This is a genomic window from Paenibacillus sp. FSL H8-0332, from assembly GCF_037963835.1.
Classification (GTDB): Bacteria; Bacillota; Bacilli; order Paenibacillales; family Paenibacillaceae; genus Paenibacillus_AQ; species Paenibacillus_AQ rhizoplanae.
The window spans coordinates 913029-939640 of sequence record NZ_CP150145.1; the positions used below are offsets into that span (position 1 = coordinate 913029).

The 26612-nt window shown below is 54.3% G+C and carries 28 protein-coding genes; 14 read left to right on the forward strand and 14 right to left on the reverse strand.

Annotated features, from left to right (window positions below):
• Nucleotides 1–3: 3 nt before the first annotated feature.
• The 5 genes from NST43_RS03890 to NST43_RS03910 form a co-directional block, all read right to left on the reverse strand.
• The gene (locus NST43_RS03890) at nucleotides 4–237 is read right to left on the reverse strand and encodes a hypothetical protein (RefSeq protein WP_209993339.1); all 234 of its coding nucleotides are present in this window, start codon (nucleotides 235–237) and stop codon (nucleotides 4–6) included.
• Nucleotides 238–249: 12 nt separating this feature from the next.
• Nucleotides 250–1485 carry a Ger(x)C family spore germination protein gene (locus tag NST43_RS03895; protein WP_339222676.1) on the reverse strand — a complete coding sequence of 412 codons (1236 nt, stop codon included), beginning with the start codon at nucleotides 1483–1485 and terminating at the stop codon, nucleotides 250–252.
• A complete protein-coding gene (locus NST43_RS03900) occupies nucleotides 1482–2585 on the reverse strand; it encodes an endospore germination permease (protein ID WP_339222677.1) in 1104 nt (367 codons plus the stop codon). The genes NST43_RS03895 and NST43_RS03900 overlap by 4 nt, the downstream gene beginning before the upstream one ends.
• A complete protein-coding gene (locus NST43_RS03905) occupies nucleotides 2582–4204 on the reverse strand; it encodes a spore germination protein (protein ID WP_339222678.1) in 1623 nt (540 codons plus the stop codon). Before NST43_RS03905 ends, NST43_RS03900 begins: the two co-directional genes overlap by 4 nt.
• A gap of 217 nt (nucleotides 4205–4421) precedes the next feature.
• The gene (locus NST43_RS03910; RefSeq protein WP_209993343.1) at nucleotides 4422–5588 is read right to left on the reverse strand and encodes a phosphodiester glycosidase family protein; all 1167 of its coding nucleotides are present in this window, start codon (nucleotides 5586–5588) and stop codon (nucleotides 4422–4424) included.
• Nucleotides 5589–5785: 197 nt separating this feature from the next.
• Between NST43_RS03910 and NST43_RS03915 the strand changes: the two genes are divergently transcribed.
• Both NST43_RS03915 and NST43_RS03920 read left to right on the forward strand, forming a co-directional pair.
• Nucleotides 5786–6370, forward strand: a complete 585-nt coding sequence (locus NST43_RS03915) for a histidine phosphatase family protein (protein WP_339222679.1) — start codon at nucleotides 5786–5788, stop codon at nucleotides 6368–6370.
• Nucleotides 6371–6593: 223 nt separating this feature from the next.
• Nucleotides 6594–7424, forward strand: coding sequence for a GGDEF domain-containing protein (locus NST43_RS03920; RefSeq protein WP_209993345.1), 831 nt, complete (start codon nucleotides 6594–6596; stop codon nucleotides 7422–7424).
• Nucleotides 7425–7487: 63 nt separating this feature from the next.
• Here the strand turns inward: NST43_RS03920 and NST43_RS03925 are convergent, their stop codons facing one another.
• The gene (locus NST43_RS03925) at nucleotides 7488–8222 is read right to left on the reverse strand and encodes a glycerophosphodiester phosphodiesterase (RefSeq protein ID WP_209993346.1); all 735 of its coding nucleotides are present in this window, start codon (nucleotides 8220–8222) and stop codon (nucleotides 7488–7490) included.
• Between the two features lie 236 nt (nucleotides 8223–8458).
• Between NST43_RS03925 and NST43_RS03930 the strand changes: the two genes are divergently transcribed.
• Nucleotides 8459–8950 carry an NUDIX domain-containing protein gene (locus NST43_RS03930; RefSeq protein ID WP_339222681.1) on the forward strand — a complete coding sequence of 164 codons (492 nt, stop codon included), beginning with the start codon at nucleotides 8459–8461 and terminating at the stop codon, nucleotides 8948–8950.
• Between the two features lie 28 nt (nucleotides 8951–8978).
• On the opposite strand, the gene NST43_RS03935 is transcribed toward NST43_RS03930, so the two are convergent.
• The 3 genes from NST43_RS03935 to NST43_RS03945 all read right to left on the reverse strand — a co-directional run bounded on the left by NST43_RS03935 (nucleotide 8979) and on the right by NST43_RS03945 (nucleotide 11000).
• Nucleotides 8979–9581 (reverse strand): hypothetical protein, encoded by a 603-nt coding sequence (locus NST43_RS03935; protein ID WP_339222682.1) that lies wholly within the window; start codon nucleotides 9579–9581, stop codon nucleotides 8979–8981.
• A 111-nt stretch (nucleotides 9582–9692) separates the two neighbouring features.
• Nucleotides 9693–10364, reverse strand: coding sequence for a sensor domain-containing protein (locus NST43_RS03940; protein ID WP_339222683.1), 672 nt, complete (start codon nucleotides 10362–10364; stop codon nucleotides 9693–9695).
• Between the two features lie 120 nt (nucleotides 10365–10484).
• A complete protein-coding gene (locus tag NST43_RS03945) occupies nucleotides 10485–11000 on the reverse strand; it encodes a GNAT family N-acetyltransferase (protein WP_339222684.1) in 516 nt (171 codons plus the stop codon).
• 98 nt (nucleotides 11001–11098) lie between these two features.
• Here NST43_RS03945 and NST43_RS03950 point away from each other — a divergent pair, with 98 nt between their 5' ends.
• Nucleotides 11099–11791: a copper homeostasis protein CutC gene (locus NST43_RS03950; protein WP_339222686.1), complete on the forward strand. Its 693-nt coding sequence runs from the start codon at nucleotides 11099–11101 to the stop codon at nucleotides 11789–11791.
• A 13-nt stretch (nucleotides 11792–11804) separates the two neighbouring features.
• Here the strand turns inward: NST43_RS03950 and NST43_RS03955 are convergent, their stop codons facing one another.
• Nucleotides 11805–13496: an AraC family transcriptional regulator gene (locus NST43_RS03955; RefSeq protein WP_339222688.1), complete on the reverse strand. Its 1692-nt coding sequence runs from the start codon at nucleotides 13494–13496 to the stop codon at nucleotides 11805–11807.
• Between the two features lie 136 nt (nucleotides 13497–13632).
• Nucleotides 13633–14625 (reverse strand): ABC transporter substrate-binding protein, encoded by a 993-nt coding sequence (locus NST43_RS03960; protein WP_209993353.1) that lies wholly within the window; start codon nucleotides 14623–14625, stop codon nucleotides 13633–13635.
• A gap of 262 nt (nucleotides 14626–14887) precedes the next feature.
• On the opposite strand from NST43_RS03960, the gene NST43_RS03965 reads away from it, so the two are divergent.
• Nucleotides 14888–15943, forward strand: a complete 1056-nt coding sequence (locus NST43_RS03965; RefSeq protein WP_339222689.1) for an SPFH domain-containing protein — start codon at nucleotides 14888–14890, stop codon at nucleotides 15941–15943.
• On the forward strand, nucleotides 15940–16923 hold the full coding sequence (locus NST43_RS03970; RefSeq protein ID WP_339222691.1) for a sugar kinase: 984 nt from the start codon (nucleotides 15940–15942) through the stop codon (nucleotides 16921–16923). Before NST43_RS03965 ends, NST43_RS03970 begins: the two co-directional genes overlap by 4 nt.
• A 99-nt stretch (nucleotides 16924–17022) precedes the next feature.
• On the opposite strand, the gene NST43_RS03975 is transcribed toward NST43_RS03970, so the two are convergent.
• Nucleotides 17023–17592: a hypothetical protein gene (locus NST43_RS03975; protein WP_339222693.1), complete on the reverse strand. Its 570-nt coding sequence runs from the start codon at nucleotides 17590–17592 to the stop codon at nucleotides 17023–17025.
• Nucleotides 17593–17846: 254 nt separating this feature from the next.
• On the opposite strand from NST43_RS03975, the gene NST43_RS03980 reads away from it, so the two are divergent.
• The 7 genes from NST43_RS03980 to NST43_RS04010 all read left to right on the forward strand — a co-directional run bounded on the left by NST43_RS03980 (nucleotide 17847) and on the right by NST43_RS04010 (nucleotide 24320).
• A complete protein-coding gene (locus NST43_RS03980; protein WP_339222695.1) occupies nucleotides 17847–18752 on the forward strand; it encodes a L,D-transpeptidase family protein in 906 nt (301 codons plus the stop codon).
• A 360-nt stretch (nucleotides 18753–19112) separates the two neighbouring features.
• A complete protein-coding gene (locus tag NST43_RS03985) occupies nucleotides 19113–19475 on the forward strand; it encodes a hypothetical protein (RefSeq protein ID WP_339222697.1) in 363 nt (120 codons plus the stop codon).
• A gap of 114 nt (nucleotides 19476–19589) precedes the next feature.
• On the forward strand, nucleotides 19590–20159 hold the full coding sequence (locus tag NST43_RS03990) for an RDD family protein (RefSeq protein WP_339222699.1): 570 nt from the start codon (nucleotides 19590–19592) through the stop codon (nucleotides 20157–20159).
• Between the two features lie 120 nt (nucleotides 20160–20279).
• Nucleotides 20280–21032, forward strand: coding sequence for a DUF4309 domain-containing protein (locus NST43_RS03995; RefSeq protein WP_339222701.1), 753 nt, complete (start codon nucleotides 20280–20282; stop codon nucleotides 21030–21032).
• Nucleotides 21033–21184: 152 nt separating this feature from the next.
• On the forward strand, nucleotides 21185–22339 hold the full coding sequence (locus NST43_RS04000; protein WP_339222703.1) for a winged helix-turn-helix domain-containing protein: 1155 nt from the start codon (nucleotides 21185–21187) through the stop codon (nucleotides 22337–22339).
• Between the two features lie 82 nt (nucleotides 22340–22421).
• Nucleotides 22422–23705 carry an MFS transporter gene (locus tag NST43_RS04005; protein ID WP_339222705.1) on the forward strand — a complete coding sequence of 428 codons (1284 nt, stop codon included), beginning with the start codon at nucleotides 22422–22424 and terminating at the stop codon, nucleotides 23703–23705.
• A 48-nt stretch (nucleotides 23706–23753) separates the two neighbouring features.
• On the forward strand, nucleotides 23754–24320 hold the full coding sequence (locus tag NST43_RS04010; protein ID WP_339222707.1) for a histidine phosphatase family protein: 567 nt from the start codon (nucleotides 23754–23756) through the stop codon (nucleotides 24318–24320).
• Nucleotides 24321–24459: 139 nt separating this feature from the next.
• Here the strand turns inward: NST43_RS04010 and NST43_RS04015 are convergent, their stop codons facing one another.
• Nucleotides 24460–24768 carry a Dabb family protein gene (locus NST43_RS04015; protein WP_339222709.1) on the reverse strand — a complete coding sequence of 103 codons (309 nt, stop codon included), beginning with the start codon at nucleotides 24766–24768 and terminating at the stop codon, nucleotides 24460–24462.
• A gap of 165 nt (nucleotides 24769–24933) precedes the next feature.
• Between NST43_RS04015 and NST43_RS04020 the strand changes: the two genes are divergently transcribed.
• The gene (locus tag NST43_RS04020; RefSeq protein WP_339222710.1) at nucleotides 24934–25782 is read left to right on the forward strand and encodes a helix-turn-helix transcriptional regulator; all 849 of its coding nucleotides are present in this window, start codon (nucleotides 24934–24936) and stop codon (nucleotides 25780–25782) included.
• Between the two features lie 50 nt (nucleotides 25783–25832).
• Here the strand turns inward: NST43_RS04020 and NST43_RS04025 are convergent, their stop codons facing one another.
• Entirely contained in the window at nucleotides 25833–26612 is a 780-nt protein-coding gene (locus NST43_RS04025; RefSeq protein WP_339222712.1) for a TatD family hydrolase, read from the reverse strand.

Here is a 26612-nt window from a genome sequence, read left to right on the forward strand (position 1 = left end):
GAATCAGCCTCCTAACCAATAGATGATGGCTCTGCCGATAGGCTGGAAGAACGCCGTATATAGAAGACTTAGCGATACATGGGGGGTTCTGGTTATCCCGCATAGGTTAATATAGGCGCAGTATCCAAGAATACAGCCGAACCAGAGACGCTGCAGGCGGCGGCCTTCTCCGCGCAGCTTCGTCCACCCCCAGAGATAAGCAATCGCGTAGAGTATAAGAGTTATAGCTATTTTCATAGATAGGCTCCTTTACTCCTGTTGAACGGATTTGAACGATTTATTGCTGAGGCCGGTCCGTTCAATCTTGATCGAGACCTGCGGGCGGATCTCAATCTCTTGAAATACGCGGTCCCAGCTTTTCTCCTCTTCGATCTGCTTCCAGCGCTTGCGGTCGCTCCGGTGGATTCTCACGGCAAATCCCGTGACGTCGGCCCCCAGCCGCTTGACCTCCGTCCATGAATCATTGACAAGACTCAGCACCCGCTGTTCAAGAGAGGCTTCCATCTCACGGATGGCCTTGCGGTCATTCAGATCCATGACGCTCCCAAGCTCGGTGAGTACTCCGCTGCCTTTGACCTCAATATTCATCACATAATGATCCTTATCCCAGACGGGGCGAACCGTAGTGGCCGAATTCTGCAGAATAAATGAGGCGTCCAGCTTGTCACTCTTCGTAGGCTGAGAGGCGAAGGCGATGGTCGCAGAGTCGATGCTATTGGTCAGAAAAGAGAGGCCAAAAGCCTGCTTCTGGCTGAGCCACCCCACGAACGTATCCCCTTTGATGACTCCGAGTCTTCCCAGCGCCAGGCGCGAAGGCAGATCTGTAACGCCTGTCTCGCTGGTCTCATCCATCGTCTGGGGACCCGTCAGGAGAATTTCCGGCAACACGGCACTTCGGGACTCGGAGGAGAGGGCCATAGCCAGCTCATACAGGCGGGTTCCGGGATAATAGGATACGAGCTTCGCTTCCTGTTCAATCATGAGCTGGATACCGGCCCCCTGATTTTTGGTCATCTGCATAAGCTGATCCAGGATATCACCGGCGTCCCCCTGGGTTATAAATACGAATACAGTTTCCCTTGCATCCTGCTTGCGCAGGAACATATCAATCAGCTGATTAATCCCGTGCCTGGCGAGGCTCTCACCAATGACGGTTATTCTGGAGTGGGAGAAGAACATCTCCCGTGTACTGGTCAGATTGGTTCGTTCAATGGCCTCCATGATCGTCCGGCCTTTGACGGTGAAGGTGAGGAACGGCGGCGAACTGGTACTGCCGCCTCCGCCGCCCCCCATACCGCTGGCCCCCGATGAAGGGTTGATCACCTGATAGGTCGCTTTCCACTGATTGTTCTCCCAGTCATAGGCGGAGCCGGAGGTAATGCCCAGCTCGTTAAGCTCCCGGTCATCCCAACAACCAGAGAGCAGAAGAGAGAGAAGCGGGAGAGTGAGCAGGAGGCGCAGCAGATAGCCCGGTTTGTTCATCATGTCTCCAGCCCCTTCCGCTTAGAGCGGGCCTTGTGCACCCTGTTCAGCAAGACCGCGCCTAGCGGTACCAGGACATTGAACAGGAAGAAGACCACGAACCTTCCCTCCTGGTTATAGACATTGAGCTTGGCTGCGCTTTGCCAGGTGAACAGGCATTCCAGGGCGATGATCAGGCCCAGCGCGCCAATGAAGGGTCGGCTGCTGCTGACCCGGAACGTCTGCTTGAAGCACTCCACCGTCACGAACAGGAAGATGGCGAATTTGAGATAGATCGACAGCACCCAATAAGAGATGAAGAGAATATCCAGCTTCTCTATGAACCGGCCGATCCGGAGGATGCTGACAGTAGCGAAGCCGGGGTAGCTGCTCAGCTTAATGAATTCCGGGCCGAAGACCATCAGGGCTATAATCAGGGAGAACATCATTAGGACGGCAACGAACAGCAGGCCTGTCCAGCCGATAATTTTGGCCCGCTGCGGATATTGCAGGTAAGGAGCCAGGAACAGCAGCACCGCCACTTCAGACATCCATGCAGTCGGTGTCAGGCTCGCCAGGGTGATCTCAGCCAGATTATGATCGAACATGGGCAGCAGATGATGCACATTCAGATCAGTGTAGAGCCCGAACAGGTACAGCGGCACGAAGAACAGATAGAGCAGAATAACCAGACTGTTCACTCTGGCGATCGCTTCAATGCCCTGCCGAACCATATAGATAGTAATGAAGAGAATAAGTATGACCAGCACCGTGATCGGGGTGTTGATCAGGACATTGTCTTTAATGAAATTGACGAATTCCCGCAGAATGGTTGCGGTGGTGTCCAGGTAGAACTGGAGCATTAGCAGACCCAGGATGACTGCGACCACAGGGGAACTTTTCTCCCCTACCCACTCCAGAAAAGGAGCGCCGTTGCTGCTCTGAATCACAGCCCCGACGATCCATGCAATGAGCAGCCCCGCCACAGTAGACAGAATAATGGCGAGCGGAGCGTCCTGCTCTGCATAGGTGCTGATAATGATAGGCAGTACGACAGTGGCGGTCGGCAGGATGGTATTGACGACAAGCATGGCGGCTTGGGTGGTGCCGATTTTTCCATTCATGCTGGACCCTCTCCCTGCGGCTTAGGCTGTGCCGGTGATGGATTAGCTGTGTTTTCCACGGGCTGTGGCTTCTGGTTAGGGGCTTGTCTGCGGGTCTCCTTGCCCAGGTTAGTTTTGGGACGTATGTCCATGCTCCACAGCGGAACGCGGATGAAGATATCCTTCAGATAACGCGGAATCATCGGCGCTACCGGAGACAGGTAGGGCACCCCGAAGGAACGCAGGCCTGCCATATGAATCAGCAGTACCATCAAGAAGGACATGATGCCGAACAACCCAAGCGATGCGGCGATAAACATCATTATAAAGCGTATCAGCCGGATGGAGTTGGCGATGGCCAGTGACGGAATCACGAAGTTCGAGATGGCGGTAAAAGAAACCACAATGACCATCGCCGCCGAGACCAGCCCGGCCTGAACGGCAGCCTGCCCCAGCACCAGCGCACCTACAATAGAGATAGCCGGTCCGATGGTCCGCGGCATACGTACCCCCGCTTCACGCAGGACGTCGAAGGTCAGCTCCATCAGCAGCGCCTCTGCGAAGGCGGGGAGCGGAACCCCTTCCCGCTGGGCAGCCAGACTGATCAGCAGTGTGGTCGGCAGCATCTCCTGGTGAAAGGTAGTGACGGCAATATAGAGTGCCGGCAGCAGCATAGAGACGAAGAACGCTCCATAGCGGATCAGCCGCAGAAAGGAGGAAATATCATACCGCTGGTAGTAATCCTCGCTGGATTGAAAGAAATTGAAGAAGGTAGACGGAGCCAGCAGCGCAAAGGGAGTGCCGTCAATGATAATCCCGACTTGACCTTCCAGAATGCCCCCGGCTATGGCGTCGGGACGTTCGGTATTCTGAATGGTGGGAAAAGGCGTCAGGCCGCCGTCCTGTATGAATTCTTCAATATAATTGCTCTCCAGAATGGCATCGGTATTGATGGCGTTCAACCGGCGGCGGATTTCGGTTAGCACCTGTTCACTGGCGAGGCCCTTCAAATAAACGAGGGCAATCCCGGTCCCGGTACGCTGGCCGATTTTATATTCCTCAATCCGCAGATCGGTGGTTTTCAGGCGGCGGCGCAGCATGGAGGTCCCGGTGCGCAGGCTCTCTGTGAAGCCCTCTTTGGGCCCGCGGATAACCCCTTGGGAGGTCGGCTCATTAATGCTTCTTTTCTCCCAGCCGGAGGTGTCGGCGGCCAGTGCGACCGGAAGCCCCTCGAACAGAATCAGGGTATAGCCTTCAAAAAGCAAGGGCAGCAGCACCTCCAGAGTCCGGGCCTCCTTCACTCCCCCAACCGGCAGAATGTGCTCCTTTATCAGGTCGAAGGCAGCTTCTGTGGTAATCTGGTCTCCGTTCAGCGTGCTGTTCTCCATTAAGGACTGGAGTACTGACTGATTGACAGTATCAGCGTTGACCAGACCGTCAATATAGATGAAGGCAAGGGAAAGGGGAGGCTTGGCTTCACTCTTATAATGGCGGATGACAATATCCGAGCTGCTGCCGATCCGGCGGCTGAGTTCCTGCAAATTATCCTCAAGGGAGAGCTTCAGCGGAAGCGGTGCAGGCACGGAGGTTTCTACGGTATCTTTGGTAGTCTGGCGGCTCTTCTTCGTTTGCTGAGGCATCTCGGGGGCTCCTGTCTGCTGAAATCTGGATGTGCTCCCTGTATTATCCCCCGCAGGAGGATTCCTTATTCTGCCTGATGTACGGATGGAGCTGAGCGCGTAGGGGAATTGCTGGTATCAAAAAAAAGAAACTGCCCCTTAGGAATGGCAGCTTCGCAGCATTCCATCAAGGCAGTTTCATAAACACACTTTAGATTTGAACTTTAAGCTTATTGCATTATTTAGTCTGGACAACCAGCGCGTTGCTGATCAGGCGTCCCGGAGTGGTCAGATACTTGCCGTTGTAGTAGAGGCCGCTGGAGGCACCGCCATCGAGGTTCATTGCCTGGTAGGCTCCGGCCTGCTTCATAATTTCCGCAAGCTGGGGGATGGTTGCCCCGCCGGAGGTCAGCAGAATCAGCTTGTGGTCGCGGGTGATGCCCAGCGCGCTGCGGGAGCCTCCGCCGGTAAGGATTTTGGGGTCCCGGAAGCCTTCCCCCGCCACATTCAGCGCGACCTTCCCGTTGACCAGCAGCCGTGGTCCTGCCTGGAGTGCGCCAAGAACGGAACCGGAATCGAAGCGTGCCTTGAATTCACTGCCCGGAATCAGCTCAGCCAGCATATTACTGTCGTATGCGAAGACAGCCCGTTTGTCTCCGGAACTGTTCTTCAGCATCTTCCCGCCGCTGATGATGTAGCCGTAAGGAACTTTGAAGGCGCCGTCAGTATAGGCAGCGAAGAACGTGCCGTTGATCGCGGCAGCGGCATTGCTGCGCTTGGCAATGCTGGCAAGGGCTTCCGTCTTGCCGACGGTATTCCCGGCCAGAACGGCATCCAGCTTCACCGAAGGATGCAGCAGGGAGACCGTGACCGTCTGGACGCTGAAGGAGCGGCCGCCGACCTTGTAGGTATGATGTCCGCTGACTACAGCGGGCGAGCCGCTCTTGATCAGGCTGCCGTTCTGTACAGGCAGGGTGGCTGTCTCAGCGGTGCCTGTTTCAGCCCCGCTTGTCAGCGTGAGCGACCCAGCTTCTCTATTCCACTGGAGCTGTATGCCGAGTGTCTGGCTTACAAGAGACAAGGGGACATAGGTGGTCCCGTTCTCACTGAAAGGCCGCACACTTACGGTAACGGGCTTGCCGTTGACGGAAGCCCCAGGCTTGCCTGGAGTGAAGATAATGGAATTCCCGCCGCGTGACATCTGAATCTGGCCGCCCGAAGCGGTGAGCACAGACTGGATACCGGCGAAGCCGTTCAGGAAGCGGAGCGGGATGAAGGAGTGATTCTCCTTGTCCACATATACGGCAAGCTTGGCCTGCGGCGCCGCAGCGGCACCGGATTGCAGTGCTGGAAGAAGGACAGCCAGCAGACAGAAGGCGGTAAAGAGGGTGAGCATTTTTTTCATGATACACAAAATCTCCTTTAGGTGGTAGCAGGTTAATCTGCAGGTTAGGATGATTCTGGAACAGGCCCCAGAATGCAGCACTTGAGCTACTATCATATAATCGTCTCCCGTTACCGTCAATGGAGCATGCATCCAGCAGCTTGTTAGTTTATAATGGGATCACATTAGAATATCTACATATAAGGGTGGTAGCGATCATGACAAGAATAGGCTTAATCCGGCACGGCAGCACACGCTGGAATCAGGAGGGCCGGGTACAGGGTCATACGGATAATCCTCTGGACGAGGAAGGCTTCCGGCAGGCCGGCGTGCTTGCGGAGCGGCTTAGCGGTGAAGCGTGGGATTATATCTATTCAAGCGACCTGCTGCGGGCCAGACAGACGGCGGAGACCATCGCCGGGAGGCTGGGCATCCCGCTGGCCGGTCTCGTTCCGGGCATCCGGGAGATGAACGGCGGATTGATTGAAGGAACTACCGAGAGTGAGCGGATCGAGCGCTTCGGCAGCCAGTGGAAGACGATGGAGCTGAAGCTGGAGCTGGAGAGTCAGGAGCTGGCCCGCGAGCGGGGAGTCCGGGCGATTGAAGAGCTTGCTGCGCGCCATCCCGGCAGCAATGTGCTGGTAGTCAGCCATGGGGCTATTTTGCGGAGTACGTTGGCCGGACTTGTGCCTTCCCTTGATGTGAGCGTGCTGCTGAAGAATACCTCCATCACCTGCCTGGTCAAGGATAATGACAGCTGGAGCTGTGAATTGTACAATAGCGCTGAGCATATGGACGGATAGAACGGGATATTTCCGGGCATTTCATTACAATAAAGCGCCGGTCCTGCCGATAATATGCTTAGTGCTCATCCTGAACGGGTATTCATTTACAGCATCTCTTGCCGGAGTTGTTCAGAATTTGTTCAGTCTGTTCCTGTACAGTAGCGCTTGAAAGCGATAAATCTATAAATTCATTGATAGGCTGAAGGAGGGCGTAAGACTAGTGGAAGAGGCCCGTAATTACATGTTGACAATTTTATCCATACTTATAGGGGTACTGACCGTATATAGCTCGCTCAGACTGACAAGCGATTTCTCACGACAAACGCAAAGAACCCGGGCAGTCCGCTCGAGTCTTGTGGTGCTGGTGATTAGTGCCGGACTTGGGGGCATGCATCTGCTCGGCAGAAGAGGCTTAACCGGCTTCACTACAGAAGGCAGAAGCCTGCTGATCTCTTTGTTCCTGTACATGCTGACACTCGCTGGTATTCTGTATCTGTTCCTGCGGATGCGCATGATCCTTGGGGAGCGTGAGCAGCTCAAGGAATTGGCATACCGGGATACGCTGACCGGCCTGCTGAATAAGAACGGAATGGATCATTTCTGGGATCATTGCAAAATGAGCGAGCAGCTTGCGGTATTATATCTGGACCTGAACCGGTTCAAATCGATTAACGATACCCTCGGCCATCATACAGGGGATTTGTTACTGGAGGCCGTTGGAACCAGCCTGCAGCAATTCACCTGCAAGGGCAAGCGGCATATTTTCCGGGTCGGCGGAGATGAATTCGTCATTATCGCCAAACGCTACAGCCGCAAGGAGGCAGAGCAGCTTGCTCTTAAGGTTCTGGAGCGCATCACCCGTACCTATAAGCTGGAGAGCCATGAATTATTCGTGTCCGCAAGTGTCGGGATCACGATAAGCCAGGGCCGTATCGATCCGAAGCAGCTGCTTCAGGAGGCGGATTCCGCCATGTACAACGCCAAGCAGCTGGGCAGCGGACGTTATGCCGTATACAAGCAGGAGAGCCGTATTCCTTCCGTGAAGCTGCTCAGCAGCTCAAGAGCGCAATAAGGTTTATAAGTGTTATAAGTAAGCCTGCGCCATCCTATGGACAGCGCAGCTGTGTAACATAATTCAGACGCCTCTGGCAGCCAAAAGCCCGGCCAGAACATCTGGATGATCCGTAATGATCCCCGCTACCTCAGCATCGATTAATGCCTGCATCCGCTCGGGATCATTAACCGTCCACGGATGATAGACAATGCCTTTCTCCGCTGCGGCATTCACGAACTCCGGCAGTACCGAGGAGTGATGGGCATGCAGCGCATCCGCTTGCAGGGTAGCCGCGTAATTCCAAGGACGGTAGAGTCCCTCCCCGTAGAGAATACCCGTACGGATCTCCGGTGCCAGCGACTTGCAGTACGCCAGGGAATAATGATTGAAGCTGGAGATCACGACCCGCTCACTCATACCCTGCTCCCGGACAGCGGCGATTACCTTCTCTTCCATGCCGGGATAGAGGAAGGTTCCGTTCTTCAGCTCTATATTCAGAATCGTCTCCCGGCCTTGCAGCAGATCCAGCAGCTCGTCCAGTGTCGGAATCTGTTCTCCTGCGAACTCTGGGCTAAACCAGGAGCCTGCGTCTACCTCCAGCACCTCACGTAGCGTCTTATCCTTCACATAACCGCTGCCTGAAGTGGTGCGGTTAAGACTCTCATCATGGATCACTACCACTGCTCCGTCACTGGTCATTTGTACGTCGGTCTCAATGCCGGTTGCGCCAAGCTCAAGACCCTTGCGGAAGGCCGCCATTGTGTTCTCCGGGGCGGCTGCGGATGCGCCGCGATGCGCGAAATTAATGATGTTCATGTCGAGTAGTTCCCTCCATCTCTATGATGTTAATGCAGCCCGTAGTGTCCGGGCCCCTTATATTATATTCCACATCACGCCAAGAAACCCTGTCCCTGCTCTATAAAGGACGGGTTTCTTGAATTTTACCGTGGTACGTTCGGAAGCAATCGCTTAGAATAGACATCAACTATACTACCTACAGAAAGAAGCGATAGAGCTTGAAGTTTTGTTTGGAATGCGGAAAGCCTCTGGTTATGAAGGAATGCAATGGAGAAGGAGAGGTACCCTACTGTGAATCCTGCGCCGTCTTCAGATTCCCTGTGTTCAGCACAGCGATGAGTACAGCCGTACTGAACCGGGGACTCGATAGAATAATGCTCATCCAGCAGTATAAGCGCAAGGATTACATTTTGCTCGCCGGGTATGTGAATAAGGGAGAGAACGCCGAAGCGGCCTTGGTCCGTGAAGTGAAGGAAGAAGCGGGGCTTGAAGTGATTGCTTATGAATATATGCGCAGCCAGTATTTCGCCCCGTCCAATACGTTAATGCTCAATTACATCAGTGTGGCCGATACGGAGGACCTGAGTGCCATGAGCGACGAGCTGGACCACGCAGCCTGGTTCACCCTGGATGAAGCTGCGGACGCGATATTACCAGGCAGCCTCGCGGAGAGCTTCCTGCTGACCATCATCGATAAGCTGAGACAGGGGCGGGCTCTGGAGGATTTTACAGCGGTTGTCCGGTAATTGCTGATTCTGAAGGATACGGCTTCCCTTATGCAGAGACGATGTCGCGGATTCTCTCATGTACCTGCTGCGCCTCAAGGAGGGCTGCGGAATATTGCAGATCTGTTTTTCGGGCCGGCAGGCGCGGCGGGAGAAAAGGAATGGATACCACAGGCGTATCTGCGCTGCTAAAATAGATTTTAAGTGTCAACTCGCGGATCTCTTCGGCAGGAATGCTGTCCGGGACCGCCTCTGTGAACTCATAGCTTGCGGCGGCACCTGCCCGTGTTCTGGGTGCACTGGTGCTAATCCGGCTGGTTTTGCTGACCTTGCTGAGAGTCAGGGCATTCTCGACAATCTCTGCTCCAAGGATGGCATCGAACGTATACATGGTGGCTGTCGCCGGCTCCGGCTTCCCCGGATGCAGCAGACCGATGGCCAGTGCCTGGCCTTCTTCATCCAGGGCAATCAGATGGGATTCGTCCGGGGTAATGAACCGCTGGGGGAATTTCAGGCTGAAGGCTGACAGGGCATGGGTAGCCCCGCTATGGCCCGCTGCCCTGGGACGGGAGAGTCTGTACTGAAGAACCGCAGCCAACAGCAGGAGAGACACGCCAAGCACAGCAAACAGATACACCAGGATCATGAGCACTGAACCGCCTCCTCACAAGGTTGTGCGGGCCGCCCTTCCTGCATTCACTTCGGGCACAACCCGCTTCGTAAGCTTTGGCAAGTGAACTATTAATAGATATGCGGGAAGAGATCAGGTATGTATGACTTCAAGCGGGGTATTGGCTGAGTTCATGTGTGTTCCTGAGATTGCGCTGATCCAGGCCGCGTACAAACGTCCAAGAGCCACAAGCAGCAGCGGCAGAATCAGCAGCAGCACAAATCCGGTTCCGCATAGAATCCACGAGCGTTCGTCCGAGGTAGTGCCGGACAGGAAGAAGAAGAACTCCGGGTCCAGCATATTCAGATCATAGGAGAATACCGATGCACTGATTCGCTGGGCCAAAGGCGACAGAAGAGCACTGAATGCAACCGTAGGCAGGACCAGCGCAAGCGTGAAGCCCAGAATGCCTGCGGGCAGCTGGAGGAGGCTGTACAGGATTCCCCGGTACGACTCCCTTTCGCGGAGCTGGTGTCCTAATGTCCGCAGCCCCTCCCAGCGGAAGGCGGGAGCATGATCTGCGGCAGCGGGCTGCCCGGTTCCCCGGCGGCTGTTGCCGCTGGACCAGGCTTCAACGATCTTGTGTTCACTAGACATCATGCTGCGGCACCAGGCCAAGGTCAGGGCCAGCAGAGGCAGCCCAACCCATATAATAATTAGGGGCAGGCTTGCACACAGACCTGTAACAGCAATCACGAAGGCGATGATTCCTTTAGGCAGAGAGAGGATCAGTATTTTCCACGCATCTATACTTTGTCTTATCATTCAGGCGGCTCCATTCCGAATTTCCAAATTTCAACTTCTTCAGTATAGAGGCTTCATCCAGAGAACACACTCTCCAAAAGGCGGGAAAAATCCTGGTCTCTGGTCTAGTGCAGTTTCTGATTATTGCTGTTTGTAATAGATCACCGTGGCATCCATGCCTCCGCTGGCAGAAATGACATAGTCAGGAATCTTGCCGGCCTCTATATATCCCCGTGACTGATAGAGCAGATTGGACGGATCGCCTTCGCGGGTGTCCAGCACCAGCAGTGTCCGTCTCCCGGCGGCGGCAGCCTGCTCGGCAGTCTCCAGCAGCACGCCCGCAATTCCCTTGCGGCGGTGTGCCGGATGGACCATCAGCTTGGCGACTTCCGCCCGGTGCGGAGCGTTGGGCTTCAGTACCAGATGCAGCTGCACAGTGCCGACAACCGTCTCACCCTCCAGCGCTATCCACAGCCGCACCGCAGGCCCGGAGACACTTTGCCAATAAGCAGTGGCCTCGTCCTCCCCCAGCGGAGGCAGGAATCCGATGGATGCGCCATCTTCCACAACAGCAATTAATAAAGAGCTTAATTCCTCTCTAAGCTCCAGGCTAATCTCTTGAACGGATACTACTCGTAATGTATGATCTGCGCTCATCTGCAAACATTCCTTCCTGCTATTTACTATGTTTCTCATTATACTAAGGGTAAGGCGGTTTACAAGAATTAAGACCAAGAAGGGGAGTGCAGCAAATTATGCTGTTAGAGGTTATAGCTACTACAGTAAAAGATGCGGTCATAGCGGAGCGTTATGGTGCTGACCGGATTGAACTGATCACAGGCATCCGGGAGGGCGGACTAACGCCCAGTCTGGGCCTGATTGAAGCGGTCCGGGAGCAGGTCAGCATTCCGGTGAGAGTGATGGTAAGGCCGCATGCACGCTCCTTCGTGTATGATACATCCGATGTTGAGACCATGCTGCGCGATATCCGCCACATAGCCGGGGTAGGCGGGCTGTCTGTGGTGATGGGCATGCTCCGCCAGGACCGGACGATAGATGAAGAACTGCTGAACCGGCTCCTGGAGCGGGCAGCGGGGATGGAGGTCACCTTCCACCGTGCGTTCGACGAGGTGAAGGACCAGCTTGAAGCCCTGGAGGTCCTGAAGCGGTATCCGCAGATTACGGATATCCTGACTTCCGGCGGGACTGCTGCTGCCAATACGCCTGGCGGTATGGTGAGGCTTGCTGTGCTGGAACGGCTGTCTGCCGGTTCTTCGCTCTCCATCCTCGCAGGCAGCGGCCTGAATGCCGCAGACCTGAAGGATTTCGTTACGCGGACCGGCGTCCGCCGGGTACACTTCGGTTCGGCAGTCCGCGAGGGCGGCGATCCGCTGAAGCCGATTGACCCCGAGCGGCTCGCAGCCATCCGTGGGCTTCTCAAGCCCTAGCAGGGTGCTCAAGCTAGTCCCCTTTCTGACCGCCCAGCAGTCTGGGCAGCAGTGTGAGCAGCCGCTCCCGGGTCAGCGCATCGCCGGAATTCCATTTGGCTCCATCCAGCATATAGGCATGGCCCTGCTCCACGGCAGGCAGACTGCTCCAGAGCTCCGTCTGGAGCAGCTGCTCCATGGCTTTCCGGGAGTCCTCCCGCTCTGGAATCAGCATGAATACACGGTCCCCCGCGTAGCTGTGCAGCATCGCAGGGTCCACTTCGCGGAACCCCAGGTCCTTGTCCAGAATGTCCTTGATCTCCGCTGTCGGCTGCAGGCCGCCGGGCGCATACAAGGCCGTGGACAAGCCGGTCATTCCCATGGCGTATAGATGATTGCCATGGTCATAGAACAGCGCCGAGGCCGTTTCACCCGTCCGGAGTTCTCCGGCGTACAGATGCTGCCACATGGCGGCGTTCTTGGCATGGTAGACTTCCAGCCAGGCCGCCGCTTCGCGCTGCTTCCCGAGCCACTCCCCAAGAATCCGCAGCCGCTGCTCAAGCGGTGCGAAGGAATCGAAGGTGAGTGACGGAGCGATGCCGGCTACACTCCGGTAGACCTGTTCATCCGGGCTTGCGAGGATAATCAGGTCAGGCCGGATGGACCGGGTCAGCTGCGGGTCCAGCGGAAATCCTACATTGGCTAAATGCTTGACCCGGTGGCTATAGACGCTGCCCCGGGCGAATGCCTCATCGCCTCCGACAGGCTTAACCCCCAGCGCGAGCACATCCCCCAGTGTCTCCCCGTGGTAGACAACCCGCTTCGGACGCTCAGGGATTTCTACGGAATGTCCGGTCCAATCCGTGACGGTAATCCGGCGCTGCTGAGACTGGGCATATTGCCCGGGCGTCACGCCTGTCTTCTGCCGGAAGCGGCGGCTGAAGTAATATTCATCGGAGAAGCCGACCCGCCGGGCAATCTCGCGCAGCGGCTCGGCGGATGCAAGCAGATGATGCTTCGAGTGCCCGATGCGCAGATCGGTCAGATAATCGAGCGGCCGCTTTCCGGTCAGCTTTTGGAAGATAGGAGTGTATTGCCAGGGGGAGACACCGGCCAGCTCCGCGAGCTGCTTCACTGTGATGCTCTCCCTATAATGATTCTGCATGAAGTGAACCGTACTCTCTACAGATTGCGCCGGACTTGGCAGCTGGCGGGTAGAGTAATTCTGCTCTAACAGCAGGAGCAGGAGCTCCTGGAAGCGAAGCTGTTGTCTGAAATGCTGGAGGTCATCCCCGCTGTTAGGGTGTGCAAGCAGCTCTTCGGCCAGCCGGATCACCCGGGTGAAGGGGTGGAAGATCAGTTCTGTCCGCCCCGGGAGCAGTTCATCCAGGCAGAGCGCAGGGGAATCCCCAGTAGTAACGGCGTTAAAAGACAGCAGATAATAATAGAGTGTCAGCTCCTGATTATCCAGACGGTATGAGGCTCCGGGAGGCAGCAGACAGCACTTGTCCGTATGTACAGAGAGTATGGCCTGTTCCGTGATGTGCAGTTCACCGCGGCCGCCCGTAAACAGCAGAAGCGTATGCTGCTCCGCAGTCCGCACGGCCGATACGCTGTCAGCACTCTGCATCACCAGCTCAATGCTCTTCATTTGAAACAGCAGAGAACGGAGAGAGGCGGGCGGGGGCGGCGACAGAGGTTGAGCGGGATGGGTAGGCTGGCGCAAGGCTTGGTTCTCCTTTCAGGGCAGATCAGAATTTGATTTAATGAGAATGATTATCAGTTAATGCTATTGTATATAAAATAAAGCAGCTTATCAACAGGCGTTGATAAGCTGCTTTTCAGTCTGTCTACCACCGGGATTATTGCTTGCCCAGCATGGCGGGAAGCTCGCCGAGCAGCCATTCTCTTGTGGTAGCATCACTGGAGGTCTTCGTGATGTCCTGTGTGTAGACGTAGCCGTTTTTAACGGCGGGCAGGCTTTTCCACACCGCGCTCTCCAGCAGCTTGTCCGTCGATTGCTTGGCTTCCTCAGCTACCGGAGTCAGGAGAAAGATCCGGTCCCCGGCATATTCCTGCAGCACCTCCAGCGAGATTTCCTGAAAGCCCATATCGTCGTCCAGTACCTGTTGAATGGCCGGGGAAGGCTTGAAGCCTTGCTCTCCGTACAGCACCTGCGAGAGGCCGGTCGTTGCCATTACAAACAGCCGGTCTCCCGGATAATAAGTGAAGACGGAAGCCGTCTCGCCGTCCTTCATGCCCGCAGCCTTAAGCTGCGCCCACATCGCTTCTTCCTTCGCTCCGTATTCAGCCAGCCACGCCTCCGCTTCAGGCTTCTTGCCCAGGATATCCCCGATTTCCAGCATCCGTTCCTTCAGCGGGGCGAAGGTATTGAAGATAATCGTTGGAGCAATTTTGGACAGAGCCTCGTAATCTGCTTCCTCAATGCCGGCATAGATGATCAGGTCGGGCTGAAGCTCAATCGTCTTCTCCAGGTTAATCGGGAATCCTACATCTTCCACGCCAGTGAGCTTGTCCTCGAATACCTGGCCTTCACCCATGGAGAGCGGATAGCCTATGGCCTGTACACCGAGTGCGGTCAGATCGCCGTACGTTTCTCCAGAGTAGATAATCCGCTGCGGGTTCACAGGAATCTCCGCCGTATGGCCTTTGTAATCCGTGTATGAACGGGTTGTAGCTGCTGGTACCGCAGGGCTTACGGAAGCTTCCGTAGCGGGAGCGGTGGTTGCTGCTATATTGCCGGCCTGTTCCTTATCGCTGCTGCAGGCGAGCAGTAAGGTGCCCATCAGGAAGAGCATGCCCAGGATAGCGAAGGGTTGTCGTGTCTTGTTCATTGTAAGTATGCCTCCCAAAGGTATTGTGATTACCAATAATGATAATCATTATCGTTTAGACTATCATAAATTATAGCCTGTTGTTACTCAATGGACAAAACACGAGGCAGAATTTGAATATGTACAATATTTTTTTGCCTATTTAGTTAATAACATATTGATAATATCAAAAAGGTCTGCTATGATATTGTTAATAACAAATTAATAATAACATCTAATTAATAACTAATTCCTTACAATTCCACCCTAGGAGGTAATGACCATGTTCGGATTCCGCTACGTGAAATTTCAGCCCAGTGATTATGTGCTTAAGGTGAAGAACGGCAAGGTAGTGCGGGAAGGGGTCGGACTTTCTTTTCATTATTATGCGCCGACGACTTCGGTGGTTGTGGTGCCTGTCTCCTCAATCGATGTTCCATTCATGTTCGAGGAGATTACGGCAGACTATCAGACGGTAACCGTCCAGGGGCAGCTGACCTACCGGATTGTTGATTACCGTAAGACCACCCAGATCCTCAACTACACTTATAATCTGAAAAAGAATACCTATCTCTCCGACGATCCGCACAAGCTGGCCCAGCGGGTAATCAATATCGCCAAGGTCCTGACCAAGAAGCAGCTTGGGCAGTTGCCGCTGAAAGAAGCTATCCAGTCAAGTGAACGTCTGGCCAAGATGATTACGCTTGAGATCGGACAAAGTGCGGAGATTGAGAAGCTGGGCATTGAGCTGATGGGCTTGTCCATTCTGGCGATTGTACCGAATAAGGAGACACTGCGGGCCTTGGAGGCGCAGGCCAGGGAGGAGATGCTCCGTAATGCGGATAATGCGCTATATGAGCGGCGCAATGCTTCGATCGAGCAGGAGCGGCGGGTGAAGGAGAATGAGCTGAATACGGAGATCGCCGTTCAGACGAAGAAGAGACAGATGCGTGAGGCACTGCTTGATTCTGACCGTTCAGCGAAGCAGAAGCAGAATGAGATGAAGGAAGAGCAGCTGGTTTTTGATACGGAGCTGGAGGAGAAGAAGCAGGCGCTGATTGAGCTGGCAACAGCGAATAAGAGAGCCGAAGCGGATGCCAAGGCTTACGAGCTGACGGCGGTAATGAATTCGCTGCAAAATGTATCGCCTAACGTCCTGCAGGCGCTGACGAATGTCGGCATGAACCCGGATAAGCTGATCGCCATCGCCTTCCAGGAGCTGGCGGAGAATGCCGGAAAGATCGGCCAGCTTAACATTACGCCGGATCTGCTGCAAGGCATCATGGCCGGTTCGGCAGGAGGCGGAGCCGGAGCAGACAGAGGAGGTAACGGACGATGAGCAGCCGGGGATCGGAGAACAAAATCATACTGATCAAACGCAAGACTCGCCTGGAGGAGCTGGTGGTCCGCTACAATACGATCCAGCAGGCCCAGTTCTATATTGAACGGCTGGGAGCCGATTTCAGCGACTACTTAAGCGAGGATTTCCAATACCGCAAGGCGGTGGAGACCGCAGTGACCGAGCTCAGCGCCATCGGCCGGCTGCAGGTGCTGGAGCGGCAGCATGTGCCAAATTTCATCTTCGGGGCCGGGGATACCGTTGTGGTCCTGGGCCAGGACGGCCTGGTCGCCAATACACTGAAATACCTTCAGGAGCAGCCGCTGATCGGAGTGAATCCTGATCCGCTGCGCTGGGATGGCGTACTGTTGCCCTTCAGAGTCAAGGAGGTGCGGCAGGTGGTGACGGAGGTGCTGCGCGCCCAGCGCCAGGTCCGTGAGGTTACCCTTGCCAAGGTGGAGCTGAATGACGGCCAGAGCCTGTACGGGGTGAATGATCTGTTCATCGGCCGCCGGACCCATGTCTCGGCCCGGTATCAGCTGGAGCTGAACGGGCAGCTGGAGCAGCAGTCCTCCAGCGGCATCATTGTCTCGACCGGCCTAGGCTCCACGGGCTGGCTCAAGAGTGTGCTCGCCGGAGCCGCAGGAATCGTCAGCCGTGCTGCACAAATGCAGCATGCAGAGGCTGAACAGACCGCCCGGGTGTCTGCGGAGATTGCCGCAGTCAGCGCGGGCAGCGGGCTGGCCTGGAACCATCCTGAGCTGTATTTCACCGTGCGGGAGCCTTTTCCAAGCCGGACCACTTCAGCAGAACTGGTATTCGGGAGAATCAGCAGCAGTCTGCCGCTGCGCATCACCTCGCAGATGCCGGAGGATGGCGTGATTTTCAGCGATGGAGTGGAGAGCGATTATCTGGAGTTCAACTCCGGCGTGGAAGCGACGGTTGGGCTCGCGGAGAAGACCGGCAGGCTGGTAGTCTAAGCGATCCGCAGAGCATCAATGGGGGGCGGGTACGTCAAAAGGGTTCTCTCAGCTTCCGCTGCTGCGGTCTGAGAGAACCCTTTTTAATACACGATCTTCCTACTGGAAGCTTCGTCCCTGGTTCATTGGAGAATTGTAGGACGAACCTGCGGACATCGGTGTCTGCATTGACGTATGCATCGGCTGGTGCATCGGCTGCTGGTTGATCCCGGCGTTGATCGGGCTATGCAGTGAGTTCACCGGCTGGCTGCTTGCAGTGAAGGACGGGCTGAAGGAAGAGTTATACCCTCCCATTCCTGTGTTGTGGCTCTGACCCATTGGCTGGTTCTGTCCCATAGAATGCATTAGTCCCATCTGGTTCCCGGAATTGAAGCTTGGAATGCTTGTATGGGTATTGAAGCCGGTTGTCTGCGGGAACTGCTCCATCGATCTGACCGACTGCGAGATCTGCTCAAGCTGTTGCATCGCGGTCTGATGGCCCTGCAGCGCCTGCTGAATCATCTGAATGGCTTTGCTGTTATGCTGGCTAAGCTCCTGGAGCTTGGCGGCATCCTGCTGCTCCTGCTGAAGAAGCTGCTGGTAATTCTGCGTTCCCTGCTGGGTCTGTGCCATCAGCTGCTGAACGATTTGCTCGCATTCCCGGATCTGTGCAGATGAGTTGGTATTCAAAATATTTAGCCTCCTTGATATGGGTGTTATGGTCATGCGGGCTTATTATCTCTGATGGGGCCTGCGAATATTCATGCGCCTATGTGCACGGGAGGTGCTTCCGCCGGAACGGTTACAATATTGCAAACGTTGCGTCATTCCGGGCGGGGCGAGTTGATAAGAATAGGTACAGGCTGCTCTGCAACTATTGCGGCAAATGAACGTCTATGTAGAAAAGACAATCCAGAATCATCCATAATGGAGGCGGGGCAACTATGAATCAGCGTGAACAGGCTAGCCGGATTCAAACTTATTTTCCAAGAAGTATCGCATTAACGCTGGTATTTGTAATGCTGTTGACAGCATGCTTCACAGGATCGGCGCAAGCGGCATCAGCATCCTCAGATCTGATCATTGTGAACAAAAAAACGAACAAACTGGCTTATTACAGCGATGGTAAGCTGGTGAAGATTTTTCCGGTCGCTACCGGCAAAACGAAAAGCCTGACGCCTGAAGGCAGCTTCAAGATGGTGGTCAAAATCAAGAACAGACCCTATTACAAGGATAAGATTCCCGGAGGCGATCCGGCTAATCCGCTGGGGGACCGCTGGCTGGGGCTGGAGGTAAATGACACTTACGGCACCACCTACGCCATTCACGGCAACAACAATGAATCCTCCATCGGTAAATATGTCAGCGCTGGATGCATCCGCATGCACAATGACGATATTCACTGGCTGTATCCGAAGATTTCGAAGAACACCCGGGTTATCATTACAACCTCCGGGCTTGAGATGGCAGGCATTGCCGAGAAGAACGGCTACCGTCTGGGATCTACGATGATTGCGGGAGCTTTTGTCAAGGGCGGGGAGAAGCTGCCGGTGAAGAATTCCTTCCTGCTGGAGGATTCGCGGGTGTATATTCCACTGAGTGAATCCGTGAAGCTGCTGGGCGGAAGCCTGATGCAGGAGGCGGGAACCGGAGCGCTCATCATCACAGTAGGCAAGAATACAGCAGTTCACAAACCGCTCAGCACGAAGGCAAAAGTGAACGGTAAAACAGTGGTGATGCTAGCCTCCAAAAGTATAGACGGCCGCCTGTACATTCCGCTTGGCAGCTTAACGCCGCTGTTCGGCCTGCCGTTCACCTGGAATGCTAAAGACGGAGTAGTGAAGCTGTAAAGTAGCAGGGCTCTGCGTAAGGCCAGATTATCCAACCAACATGCCGCCATACACTGCGGCTCCAGAAGCCAGCCGGTCAATCATTGATGGGCTGGCTTCACTGCTTAACCGGGGAAGAGGAGTAACAGGATACATAGAGAATTGTAAGTAATAGAGTGGTTCTATTCAGATCTGCCAAGGGAGGGACTGAAGATTAAAGTACGTATTATAGGCGGCTGCGGCAGCGGGAAGACGTATATCGCCCGGAAATTAGCTCAAAGTTACGGAATTCCGTGCTATGAAACGGATAATTTTGTCTGGGATCGTAGGGACAATACCAAGAACTCCCCGGAGGTGCGGGATGCCAAGCTCGCGGAAGCTATGGATGCGGAGTCGTGGATTATAGAGGGCGTACATTACCAATGGGGAACAGAAAGCTTCCGGCAAGCGGATCTGATTTTTCTAATTAGGCCTAAGGCTTATATACAGGATGCCCGGGTCATCAGCAGGTTCATGAAGACTAGGCTGGGGCTGGAGCAGGGGAATTATAAGCAGTCGTTCAAGTATCTCCGGGTAATGCTGCTGGATTGGAACCGCGGCTTCAGGAGGGAGAGCATACCTGCGATCATGGAACTAACCGAAGAGTATCGGGCTAAGCGGATCATTGTGCAGCATAATCTTGAGATTTTGCAGCATGTGCGCAGGTATATGCAGGGGAAGAGTGTGCTGGGAACGAGTGATTAATTTGATTATATGGGAGGTAGGAGTCTCATTGCCGTTGCGCTGTTGCTGATTGTGCTGCCGGGGTTATGGACATGGACATGAATGTTGGACTACTTCTAGCTGAGGGGTGAATGTATGGAGCCGCGGATTGAGGAAGAGCTCAATTTGTACGAATTTGTAGGCTTTTGGAAAAGAGTGCTGATTAATATCATTGACTCACTTATTCTTATCCTACCTACCTATTTACTGACCAGGATTTCAGTGCCGGCGGCAGAGTCTGCAGGGTCAGCTTTTCCGCTTTTTATACAGTTTGTACTGCTTATGGCGTTCAATATATTTATGGTTGTCCGATACGGCGGGACGCCGGGCAGGCTGCTTCTGGGGGCAAGAATCGTTGATGAGAATGGAAGATATCCTGTGCTCAAGCAGGCTTTGATCAGGGATAGTTTTATTATTGTTAACAGCTTCCTGGCAGTGGTTGTGAGTCTGAATACCGAGGCGTTATCCGCCATACCAAGCAGTCTGGTGAACTGGAGTCCGCTTGCGGCCGATATAAATGTGTTTTTGGGCTGGGTAGTGGTCGTGGATTGCCTGTTCGTCGCATTCACCCAGCGCAAACGGGCGCTGCATGATCTGATGGCTCGTACTTATGTGGTGAACAAAACGGCGCTGGACCGTGATCTGACAGGCAAATTCATAGCATAAGGCAATGTGTATAATACCTGGATCAGGAGGTCTGCACCTGCAACCTTAGTTACAGCCCCTGCGTCATAGGGTAAAGTTTAGACAAAAGAGGATGTTTCCCATAACGAAGGAGATGGCAGCATGACGACATCAATTAGAACAATCACAGGTATTCTTATCGTTGGGGCGATGCTCAGCCTTACAGCCTGTAATTCCGGCAAAACGGATACATCGCCTAACAATACGGCTGCGGCTACAGCGACTGTGCAGCCAGAGAATAGCGCTTCATCGGCAGCAGAAGGTGCGCAGGTAAGCGAATACGGTACAGATGACGGTGCCGCTGCGGGCGCAGAGCCTGTAACCGCAGACCCTGAAGCCGCCGCCGGAGCCACATCAGAGTCTACGGTTACTGAGGTTGCAGGGGCTGAAGCAGATACCGTCGCTCCTGCCACTCCGCAGGAGCGGAGCAAACAGCTGAAGGAGCTGCTGGAGCTTGCTAAGCAGGGCAAGGTGCCCGGCGTCGAATATGCTGCGCATAGCGGGATGATCGACGAGGTGGAAGCAGCCTGGGGAGAACCGGATCTGAAGGAGTCGGCCGGTAAGGGAGTCTATTCCACCTACTCCAAGAGGAGTGTGGTGTTTGGTTTTAACAAGGGTATGAAGATTTTTGATGTGCGCTCCAGCGCCCCGGACCTGCGTAACCTGACACTGGAGCAGATTGAAGAAGTCCTCGGCAAGCCCGATGATACTACAGTGAATGGCGACCATAACATCTATATTTATCAGGCCAATAAGCAGTATCAGCTCAAATTCGTTATCCCCGAATCGACAGGAACCATAGATCATATCTCCGTGTTCTCGGAGCAGGACTCCATTAATAATATGGCAGGCTAGCGTGGCGTCAAGAGGTGGCCCGATTAGAGCGGCTGTAGTCACATCAATATTGTATGAAAAATCCCCTTACAGCGACAACTGTAGGGGATTTTTTGGTTCAAGCTGATATAATCGACTTGTGGATTCATTAGCAGAAGAAAAGAGGCACCGCCATGCATCTGGAGTTGAACGGAAGTGAATATAAAGTATCCGCCGGAGGATTAACGGTAGAGCTGCTGCCTAAGGAGTTCGCACTGCTGCAGTTTCTGTACCGTAACCGGGGGCGGACCTTCAGCCGGGAGCAGTTGCTGGACAAAGTGTGGCCGATGGAGTATCCGGTGGAGCGGACCGTTGACGATCATATCTACCGGCTGCGCAAGAAGCTGCGGCAACTGGGCGGGATTGACATTAAGACGATTCGCGGATTCGGGTACAGTCTGGCAATCCCGGGCAGCCTTGCGGGCGTGGCGGTGAATCCGGCAACGAATGACCCGGAGCTGCGGGACACGATGCGTGAGGTGTTCATGAAGTTCCATGTCTACGGTCAGGGCAACTCCATGCTCACCCTGGCCCGCCAGCAGGACATCCTCGGCTACGAGCTGGACCCTCATTATTCCATGGTCGTTCATTTTGTGCAGGGAGATTTGGAGTGGCTGATCCATACGGATGAGATTCCGCTGAAGGACCGGCTCTTTTATCTCAATCTGTTCTACTTCTTCATTGGTGATCCCAGGGAGAAGGTGGAGTACGCCGAGCGCCTGATTGCGCGGAATCTGCTGAACCCGCCAGAACAAACCGAGCTGGAGATTCTCACGATGCTGGACATGTACACCCTTGCAGGTCAGCCGGAAAAAGCGCTGGAACGCCTGAAGCGTTCCTACCAGGTGATCGCCGGACCCGGCTTCGAGAATTTCATCCCGGTCACGGTAATTACAGAGCTGTTCATCCATCTCGCAGCGGGAGCTGGAGATGAAGATCTGGAACGGATGGATGAAGCTGTCAGCCGGATTTTGCAGGACAAGCCTTTTTTGCGGGAGATTGGCAATTACAAGGTAGTGAAGGGACTCTGGAAGCTGCGGCGTGAACAGTGGTTAGAGGGGGAGCGGCTGATCAATGAGGGATTGCAGGTGCTGGATATGTCGGGATTCGTGCCGCTGCGGTTCTATGCGTTGTACAAGATCCATCATTTTTGCCGGATGTTCCTGACCGGAAGTGTCTCGGACCGAAAGTATAGTAGCCTGTTTGCGGCCGAGCTTGAAGCCTGTGGCCTGGCGAGACTGGAACACACCCTGGAGCACATCCTGCTGCCGCTGCTGGAGACCCCATGATAATTCTCTGACAATTCTCCGTTATTTTAGAATCATAGATGGAGCTTCATCTACGATCTTATGTAACCTGGAGGAGTGTCAGATGGAACAGTCAACCAAGCAGGGAAACAGCCTGCTTCATAACAAAACGTATATGCGGGTGTACAGCGCTTTTGCCACGGCGAGCTTCGGCGACTGGTTCGATGCACTGGCGATTCAGGTGCTGGTCGGTTACCGCTGGCAGGCCGGGCCGCTGATGCTGGCGCTCATTCCGGTAGCGCTGGCGCTGCCGAGTATACTGCTTGGCTCGATTGCCGGGGTAGCCGCCGACCGGCTGAACAAGCTGAAGCTGATGCGCATCTGCGATCTTCTGACGGCGCTGATAACGCTACTGGTGCTGTTCGCTCCGAGTATGGTCTGGCTGCTGCCTCTGCTGGCACTGCGCTCAGCGCTGTCCACACTGAATATGCCCGCTCAGCAGTCCTTGACCCGCAGCTTGGTCCGGGAAGATCAGCTGCTGCAGGCCTCCTCGCTGAACGGGCTGGTCAACCAAGGCTCCAAAATCGCCGGTCCGCTGCTCGGAGGTCTGGCGCTCGCCTTCCTTACGCCGCAGTGGTGCATCCTGCTCAATGCCTTGCTGCGCGGCTGTTCTTATCTGCTGCTGCTGTCCGTAAAAAACATCCATACGGAGGAAGAAGACAGCAAACAGCCAGAAGAGCCGGACAACAAGATACCGCTCCGCACCATGTGGCGGGAAGGCTGGAGCTTCATGCTCCGCAGCCGGCTGCTGCTGAATACGATGTTGTTCGGGCTTGCCGGGTCGCTGGTAATTCAGGTCGTTGACTTTCAATTCACCAGCCTGTTCCGGGTGTTCGCACCAGACCGGGAATCACTGCTCGGCTGGATGGTAGCCGCTACCGGAGCGGGAGCTGTGCTCATCATTCTAATCCTGAACAAGCTGAAATTGGAAGAAGGTTATGGCTGGAAGCTGGGATCTGGGTATGTGCTGATCGGCGGATCAATTGCGGCGCTGGGTCTGCTTCAGCCGGGGGCATCTATGATTTGGGTGCTGCTGATCGGGTTTGTGCTGGGGATCGGCAACGGGGTATTCATGATTACCTTCAATTACTGTCTGCAAAAGGAAACCCCGCCGCACATGACAGGCCGCATCTTCGGCATTCAGAACACCGTCCTCAGCACGGTACTCATTGTGGCACCTTTGCTGGGCGGCGTGCTTGTGCAATATGCAGGTCCGGCCCGTATTTTTGTTAACATTGGCTTACTGCAGCTGCTCCTGGGTCTGACGGGGATGGTGTTCGGCCGGCAGCTCTGGCCGGTGGCGAGGTCTAGAGCGGAAGCCGCTCATCCAGCAGTAGAGAGTAGCTAAGATGGGGAACGGATCACTAATTTCTGCATAGAGGATCAGGAGGAACGTATGACAACTTATATCTACATGGTGAGACATGGGGACTCGCTCCGTACCGGGATGGATGAATGGACGCGCGGCCTGTCACCCAAGGGCAAAGAGGATGCACGGCGAGTCACCGAATGCCTGAAGGATGAAGGGATAGATGTACTATACAGCAGCCCGTATATCCGGGCAAGCGATACGATTGCTGATTTGGCAGACCAACTCGGGAAGGAGATCACCCACATCGAGGATCTAAGGGAGAAGGTCTGGATGGAAGGCAACCGGCAGCTGCCGGATGAGGATCTGCTGCATGAGCTGCAGAAGATGTATGCCGACTCGAATTATGCCCTGCCGGGGGGAGAATCGAACCGGGAGTGCCAGGCACGTGCAGTGAAGGCACTGCAGGAAATCCTGCGGGATCATGCAGGGGAGCGGGTTGCCATCGGAACCCACGGGCTGGTCATGGCCTTGATGATGAGCTATTTTGCCCCGGAATATGACCTGGACTTCCTCCTGCAGACGACCAAGCCGGATATCTATGTCATGGAGTTCAAAGAAGATGAAGTACTGGTCCGGCGGATGCCTCTGTAAGCTAAGGGCAGAATAATTGTCATTATTACAAAAAATGGTGAAGTAATATGATAGTCATTACGCTAAAAGGCAACAATACCTCAATAATCCCAAGAAGGCAGCCGACCAATGTGGTGGCTGCCTATTTAGCTTATCGTGATCAGTTGGTCGCAAACGGATAATCAATAACGATGATTCCTTCAACAAATGGGCCTATGGATTGTAATAAATTTTGATGTAGCGGGTGCTGAATGTAGTCCCGGCAAGCTTGCTGATTCTCAAAAGTAACTCTGATCCCCAGCGTAAACCCCTGTGTGTGCTCGATTTCCTCCGTTACGTTAATCCCAGCGCTAAGATCTAAGATACCTGGAATTTCCCCTTCAAAATCATGCGCGCGACTAACAGCGTCTTCTTGCTCTGCAGTAGAAACATCAGGCTTGAATTTCAATAGCACCATATGCTCAAACATCTTATTCCCCCCAAGGCTAATGTATACTTGTCTTCTCCATTCTTGCTCTTCTCCTATGGAGGACATAGACTAGTGTACATGAGCCAAACGAGGTTAGGGAGATATCTGGTTATCATAGGATTGGGAATCCTACGTTCAAGAATAGATAGGAGGCATGAGGAGATTATGGGGGACAGACTGGACCGTTACGAAGAATTGTCTCGTTTTTTGCGCTTGCGCCGTGAACGAATGACTCCTAAGCAAGCGGGTTTGCCGGAAACCGGACGCAGACGTACACCTGGACTTCGCCGAAGCGAGGTAGCCCAGCTGGCAGATGTAGGATTGGACTGGTACACCTACTTGGAACAAGGGCGTCCTATTAACGTATCCGCTGAGGTACTTGACCGAATATCAGAAGTGCTTCGGTTAGATGAAGCAGAACGCAGGCATCTGTACCATCTGGCTCGAAAGCAATTTCCCTTGATCAATACCCATCAACCCTCCAAGGTAACAGCGGAACTTCAACGTTTTGTGGATAGCCAAACCCTGTCACCTTCGAATGTCATGGATGCGCATATGAATATCATTGCCTGGAATGAAGCCTACTGTGCAATGAATGGGGATCTCGCGGCTATGTCGGAAAGTGAACGGAATTTCGTCTGGATGACGTTTACTTCTGCCCGTTTTCGCTACGTTAAGGGAGAGCAATGGGAAATGCATGCCAGGCGAATCGTTGCTACTTTCCATGCCAGATATGCGCGACACGGCGAAGACCCTTGGTGGTCTGAGCAGTTCGAGGCACTATCCAAGGTTAGCAGAGAGTTTCGTGAACTTTGGGACTCACATGAGGTTCTCGATGCCATTGATGCTCTGAAGACGCTGCATTGTCCGAATCTCGGGAAATTGAATTTCGATCTTGTATCGTTTCAGTATTTGAACGACTCCAATTTGACCGTATCTATCCATGTTCCTCATCAAGACGGCACGGTGGAAAAAATGCAGCAGCTGTTAATTAATTATCGGGACCAGCGTTAAGGGCCCTTATGGCAATTTGAGTCGTATGGTCGCTTGATTCGTTTGAAGAACTATAGCCCATAAAATCGCTTTGTGTTCGCCGTCAGCAGGGCCTGGGCCTCGGCTACGGAATATCCATGCAGTGCTCCCCAGGCGGCGGCAACGTCATGGACCATAGCCGGATGGGTGGTGCGCCCGGTGAACGGTCCTTCAAACGGCCAGGGGCCGTCTGTCTCCGCCATGACCAGCTCCGGCGGATAGCGGCGTGCCAGCTCCTGAATCTCCGGTTCGTAGAGGATGTCAGGAGTGAAGGAAATGTAGTAACCGCAGCTAATCATCCGGTCAACGGTAGCAGCGGGGCCCTTGAACCAGTGGAAATGGGCCTGCGTAAGGCCATGCTGCTCCAGCAGATCGCATACGGTCCACGCATCCTCATAGACGGCATGTAGTACTACAGGCTTGCCCAAACGTGCAGCCAGTCCAAGAAGTCTGTCGAGCAGCCCGAGATAGGGTTCCATCTCCCAGCCCTCACCGCGTGCAGCAGCTTCGGCCCGGGAGTAGTAGGGAAGGCCGATTTCACCAATAGCGACCATATTGTCCGCATGGGCTGTAATCCATTTCAGCAGCGCATTCAGCTCTTCCTCCGCAGGGAGCTGCTGCTCTGGATGGAAGCCGTAAGCCGGCTTCACCAGGCCGGGATATCTGACTGCGAGCTCCCGGGTACGCTTGCTGGAGGCGAGGTTCATCGAGACCGCGATCAGCGACTCTATGCCCTGCTCCGGCAGTCTCTCCAGCAGGGAGGACACTACGTGATCCTCATATTGGTCTAGATGAATATGGGCATCAATCAT

Coding starts and splice junctions, on each gene's coding strand:
- NST43_RS03890 (WP_209993339.1), bottom strand. CDS start 237: ATGAAAATAGCTATAACTCTTATACTCTACGCGATTGCTTATCTCTGG.
- NST43_RS03895 (WP_339222676.1), bottom strand. CDS start 1,485: ATGATGAACAAACCGGGCTATCTGCTGCGCCTCCTGCTCACTCTCCCG.
- NST43_RS03900 (WP_339222677.1), bottom strand. CDS start 2,585: ATGAATGGAAAAATCGGCACCACCCAAGCCGCCATGCTTGTCGTCAAT.
- NST43_RS03905 (WP_339222678.1), bottom strand. CDS start 4,204: ATGCCTCAGCAAACGAAGAAGAGCCGCCAGACTACCAAAGATACCGTA.
- NST43_RS03910 (WP_209993343.1), bottom strand. CDS start 5,588: ATGAAAAAAATGCTCACCCTCTTTACCGCCTTCTGTCTGCTGGCTGTC.
- NST43_RS03915 (WP_339222679.1), top strand. CDS start 5,786: ATGACAAGAATAGGCTTAATCCGGCACGGCAGCACACGCTGGAATCAG.
- NST43_RS03920 (WP_209993345.1), top strand. CDS start 6,594: ATGTTGACAATTTTATCCATACTTATAGGGGTACTGACCGTATATAGC.
- NST43_RS03925 (WP_209993346.1), bottom strand. CDS start 8,222: ATGAACATCATTAATTTCGCGCATCGCGGCGCATCCGCAGCCGCCCCG.
- NST43_RS03930 (WP_339222681.1), top strand. CDS start 8,459: ATGAAGGAATGCAATGGAGAAGGAGAGGTACCCTACTGTGAATCCTGC.
- NST43_RS03940 (WP_339222683.1), bottom strand. CDS start 10,364: ATGATAAGACAAAGTATAGATGCGTGGAAAATACTGATCCTCTCTCTG.
- NST43_RS03945 (WP_339222684.1), bottom strand. CDS start 11,000: ATGAGCGCAGATCATACATTACGAGTAGTATCCGTTCAAGAGATTAGC.
- NST43_RS03950 (WP_339222686.1), top strand. CDS start 11,099: ATGCTGTTAGAGGTTATAGCTACTACAGTAAAAGATGCGGTCATAGCG.
- NST43_RS03960 (WP_209993353.1), bottom strand. CDS start 14,625: ATGAACAAGACACGACAACCCTTCGCTATCCTGGGCATGCTCTTCCTG.
- NST43_RS03965 (WP_339222689.1), top strand. CDS start 14,888: ATGTTCGGATTCCGCTACGTGAAATTTCAGCCCAGTGATTATGTGCTT.
- NST43_RS03970 (WP_339222691.1), top strand. CDS start 15,940: ATGAGCAGCCGGGGATCGGAGAACAAAATCATACTGATCAAACGCAAG.
- NST43_RS03980 (WP_339222695.1), top strand. CDS start 17,847: ATGAATCAGCGTGAACAGGCTAGCCGGATTCAAACTTATTTTCCAAGA.
- NST43_RS03985 (WP_339222697.1), top strand. CDS start 19,113: ATGGATGCGGAGTCGTGGATTATAGAGGGCGTACATTACCAATGGGGA.
- NST43_RS03990 (WP_339222699.1), top strand. CDS start 19,590: ATGGAGCCGCGGATTGAGGAAGAGCTCAATTTGTACGAATTTGTAGGC.
- NST43_RS03995 (WP_339222701.1), top strand. CDS start 20,280: ATGACGACATCAATTAGAACAATCACAGGTATTCTTATCGTTGGGGCG.
- NST43_RS04000 (WP_339222703.1), top strand. CDS start 21,185: ATGCATCTGGAGTTGAACGGAAGTGAATATAAAGTATCCGCCGGAGGA.
- NST43_RS04005 (WP_339222705.1), top strand. CDS start 22,422: ATGGAACAGTCAACCAAGCAGGGAAACAGCCTGCTTCATAACAAAACG.
- NST43_RS04010 (WP_339222707.1), top strand. CDS start 23,754: ATGACAACTTATATCTACATGGTGAGACATGGGGACTCGCTCCGTACC.
- NST43_RS04015 (WP_339222709.1), bottom strand. CDS start 24,768: ATGTTTGAGCATATGGTGCTATTGAAATTCAAGCCTGATGTTTCTACT.
- NST43_RS04020 (WP_339222710.1), top strand. CDS start 24,934: ATGGGGGACAGACTGGACCGTTACGAAGAATTGTCTCGTTTTTTGCGC.
- NST43_RS04025 (WP_339222712.1), bottom strand. CDS start 26,612: ATGATTGATGCCCATATTCATCTAGACCAATATGAGGATCACGTAGTG.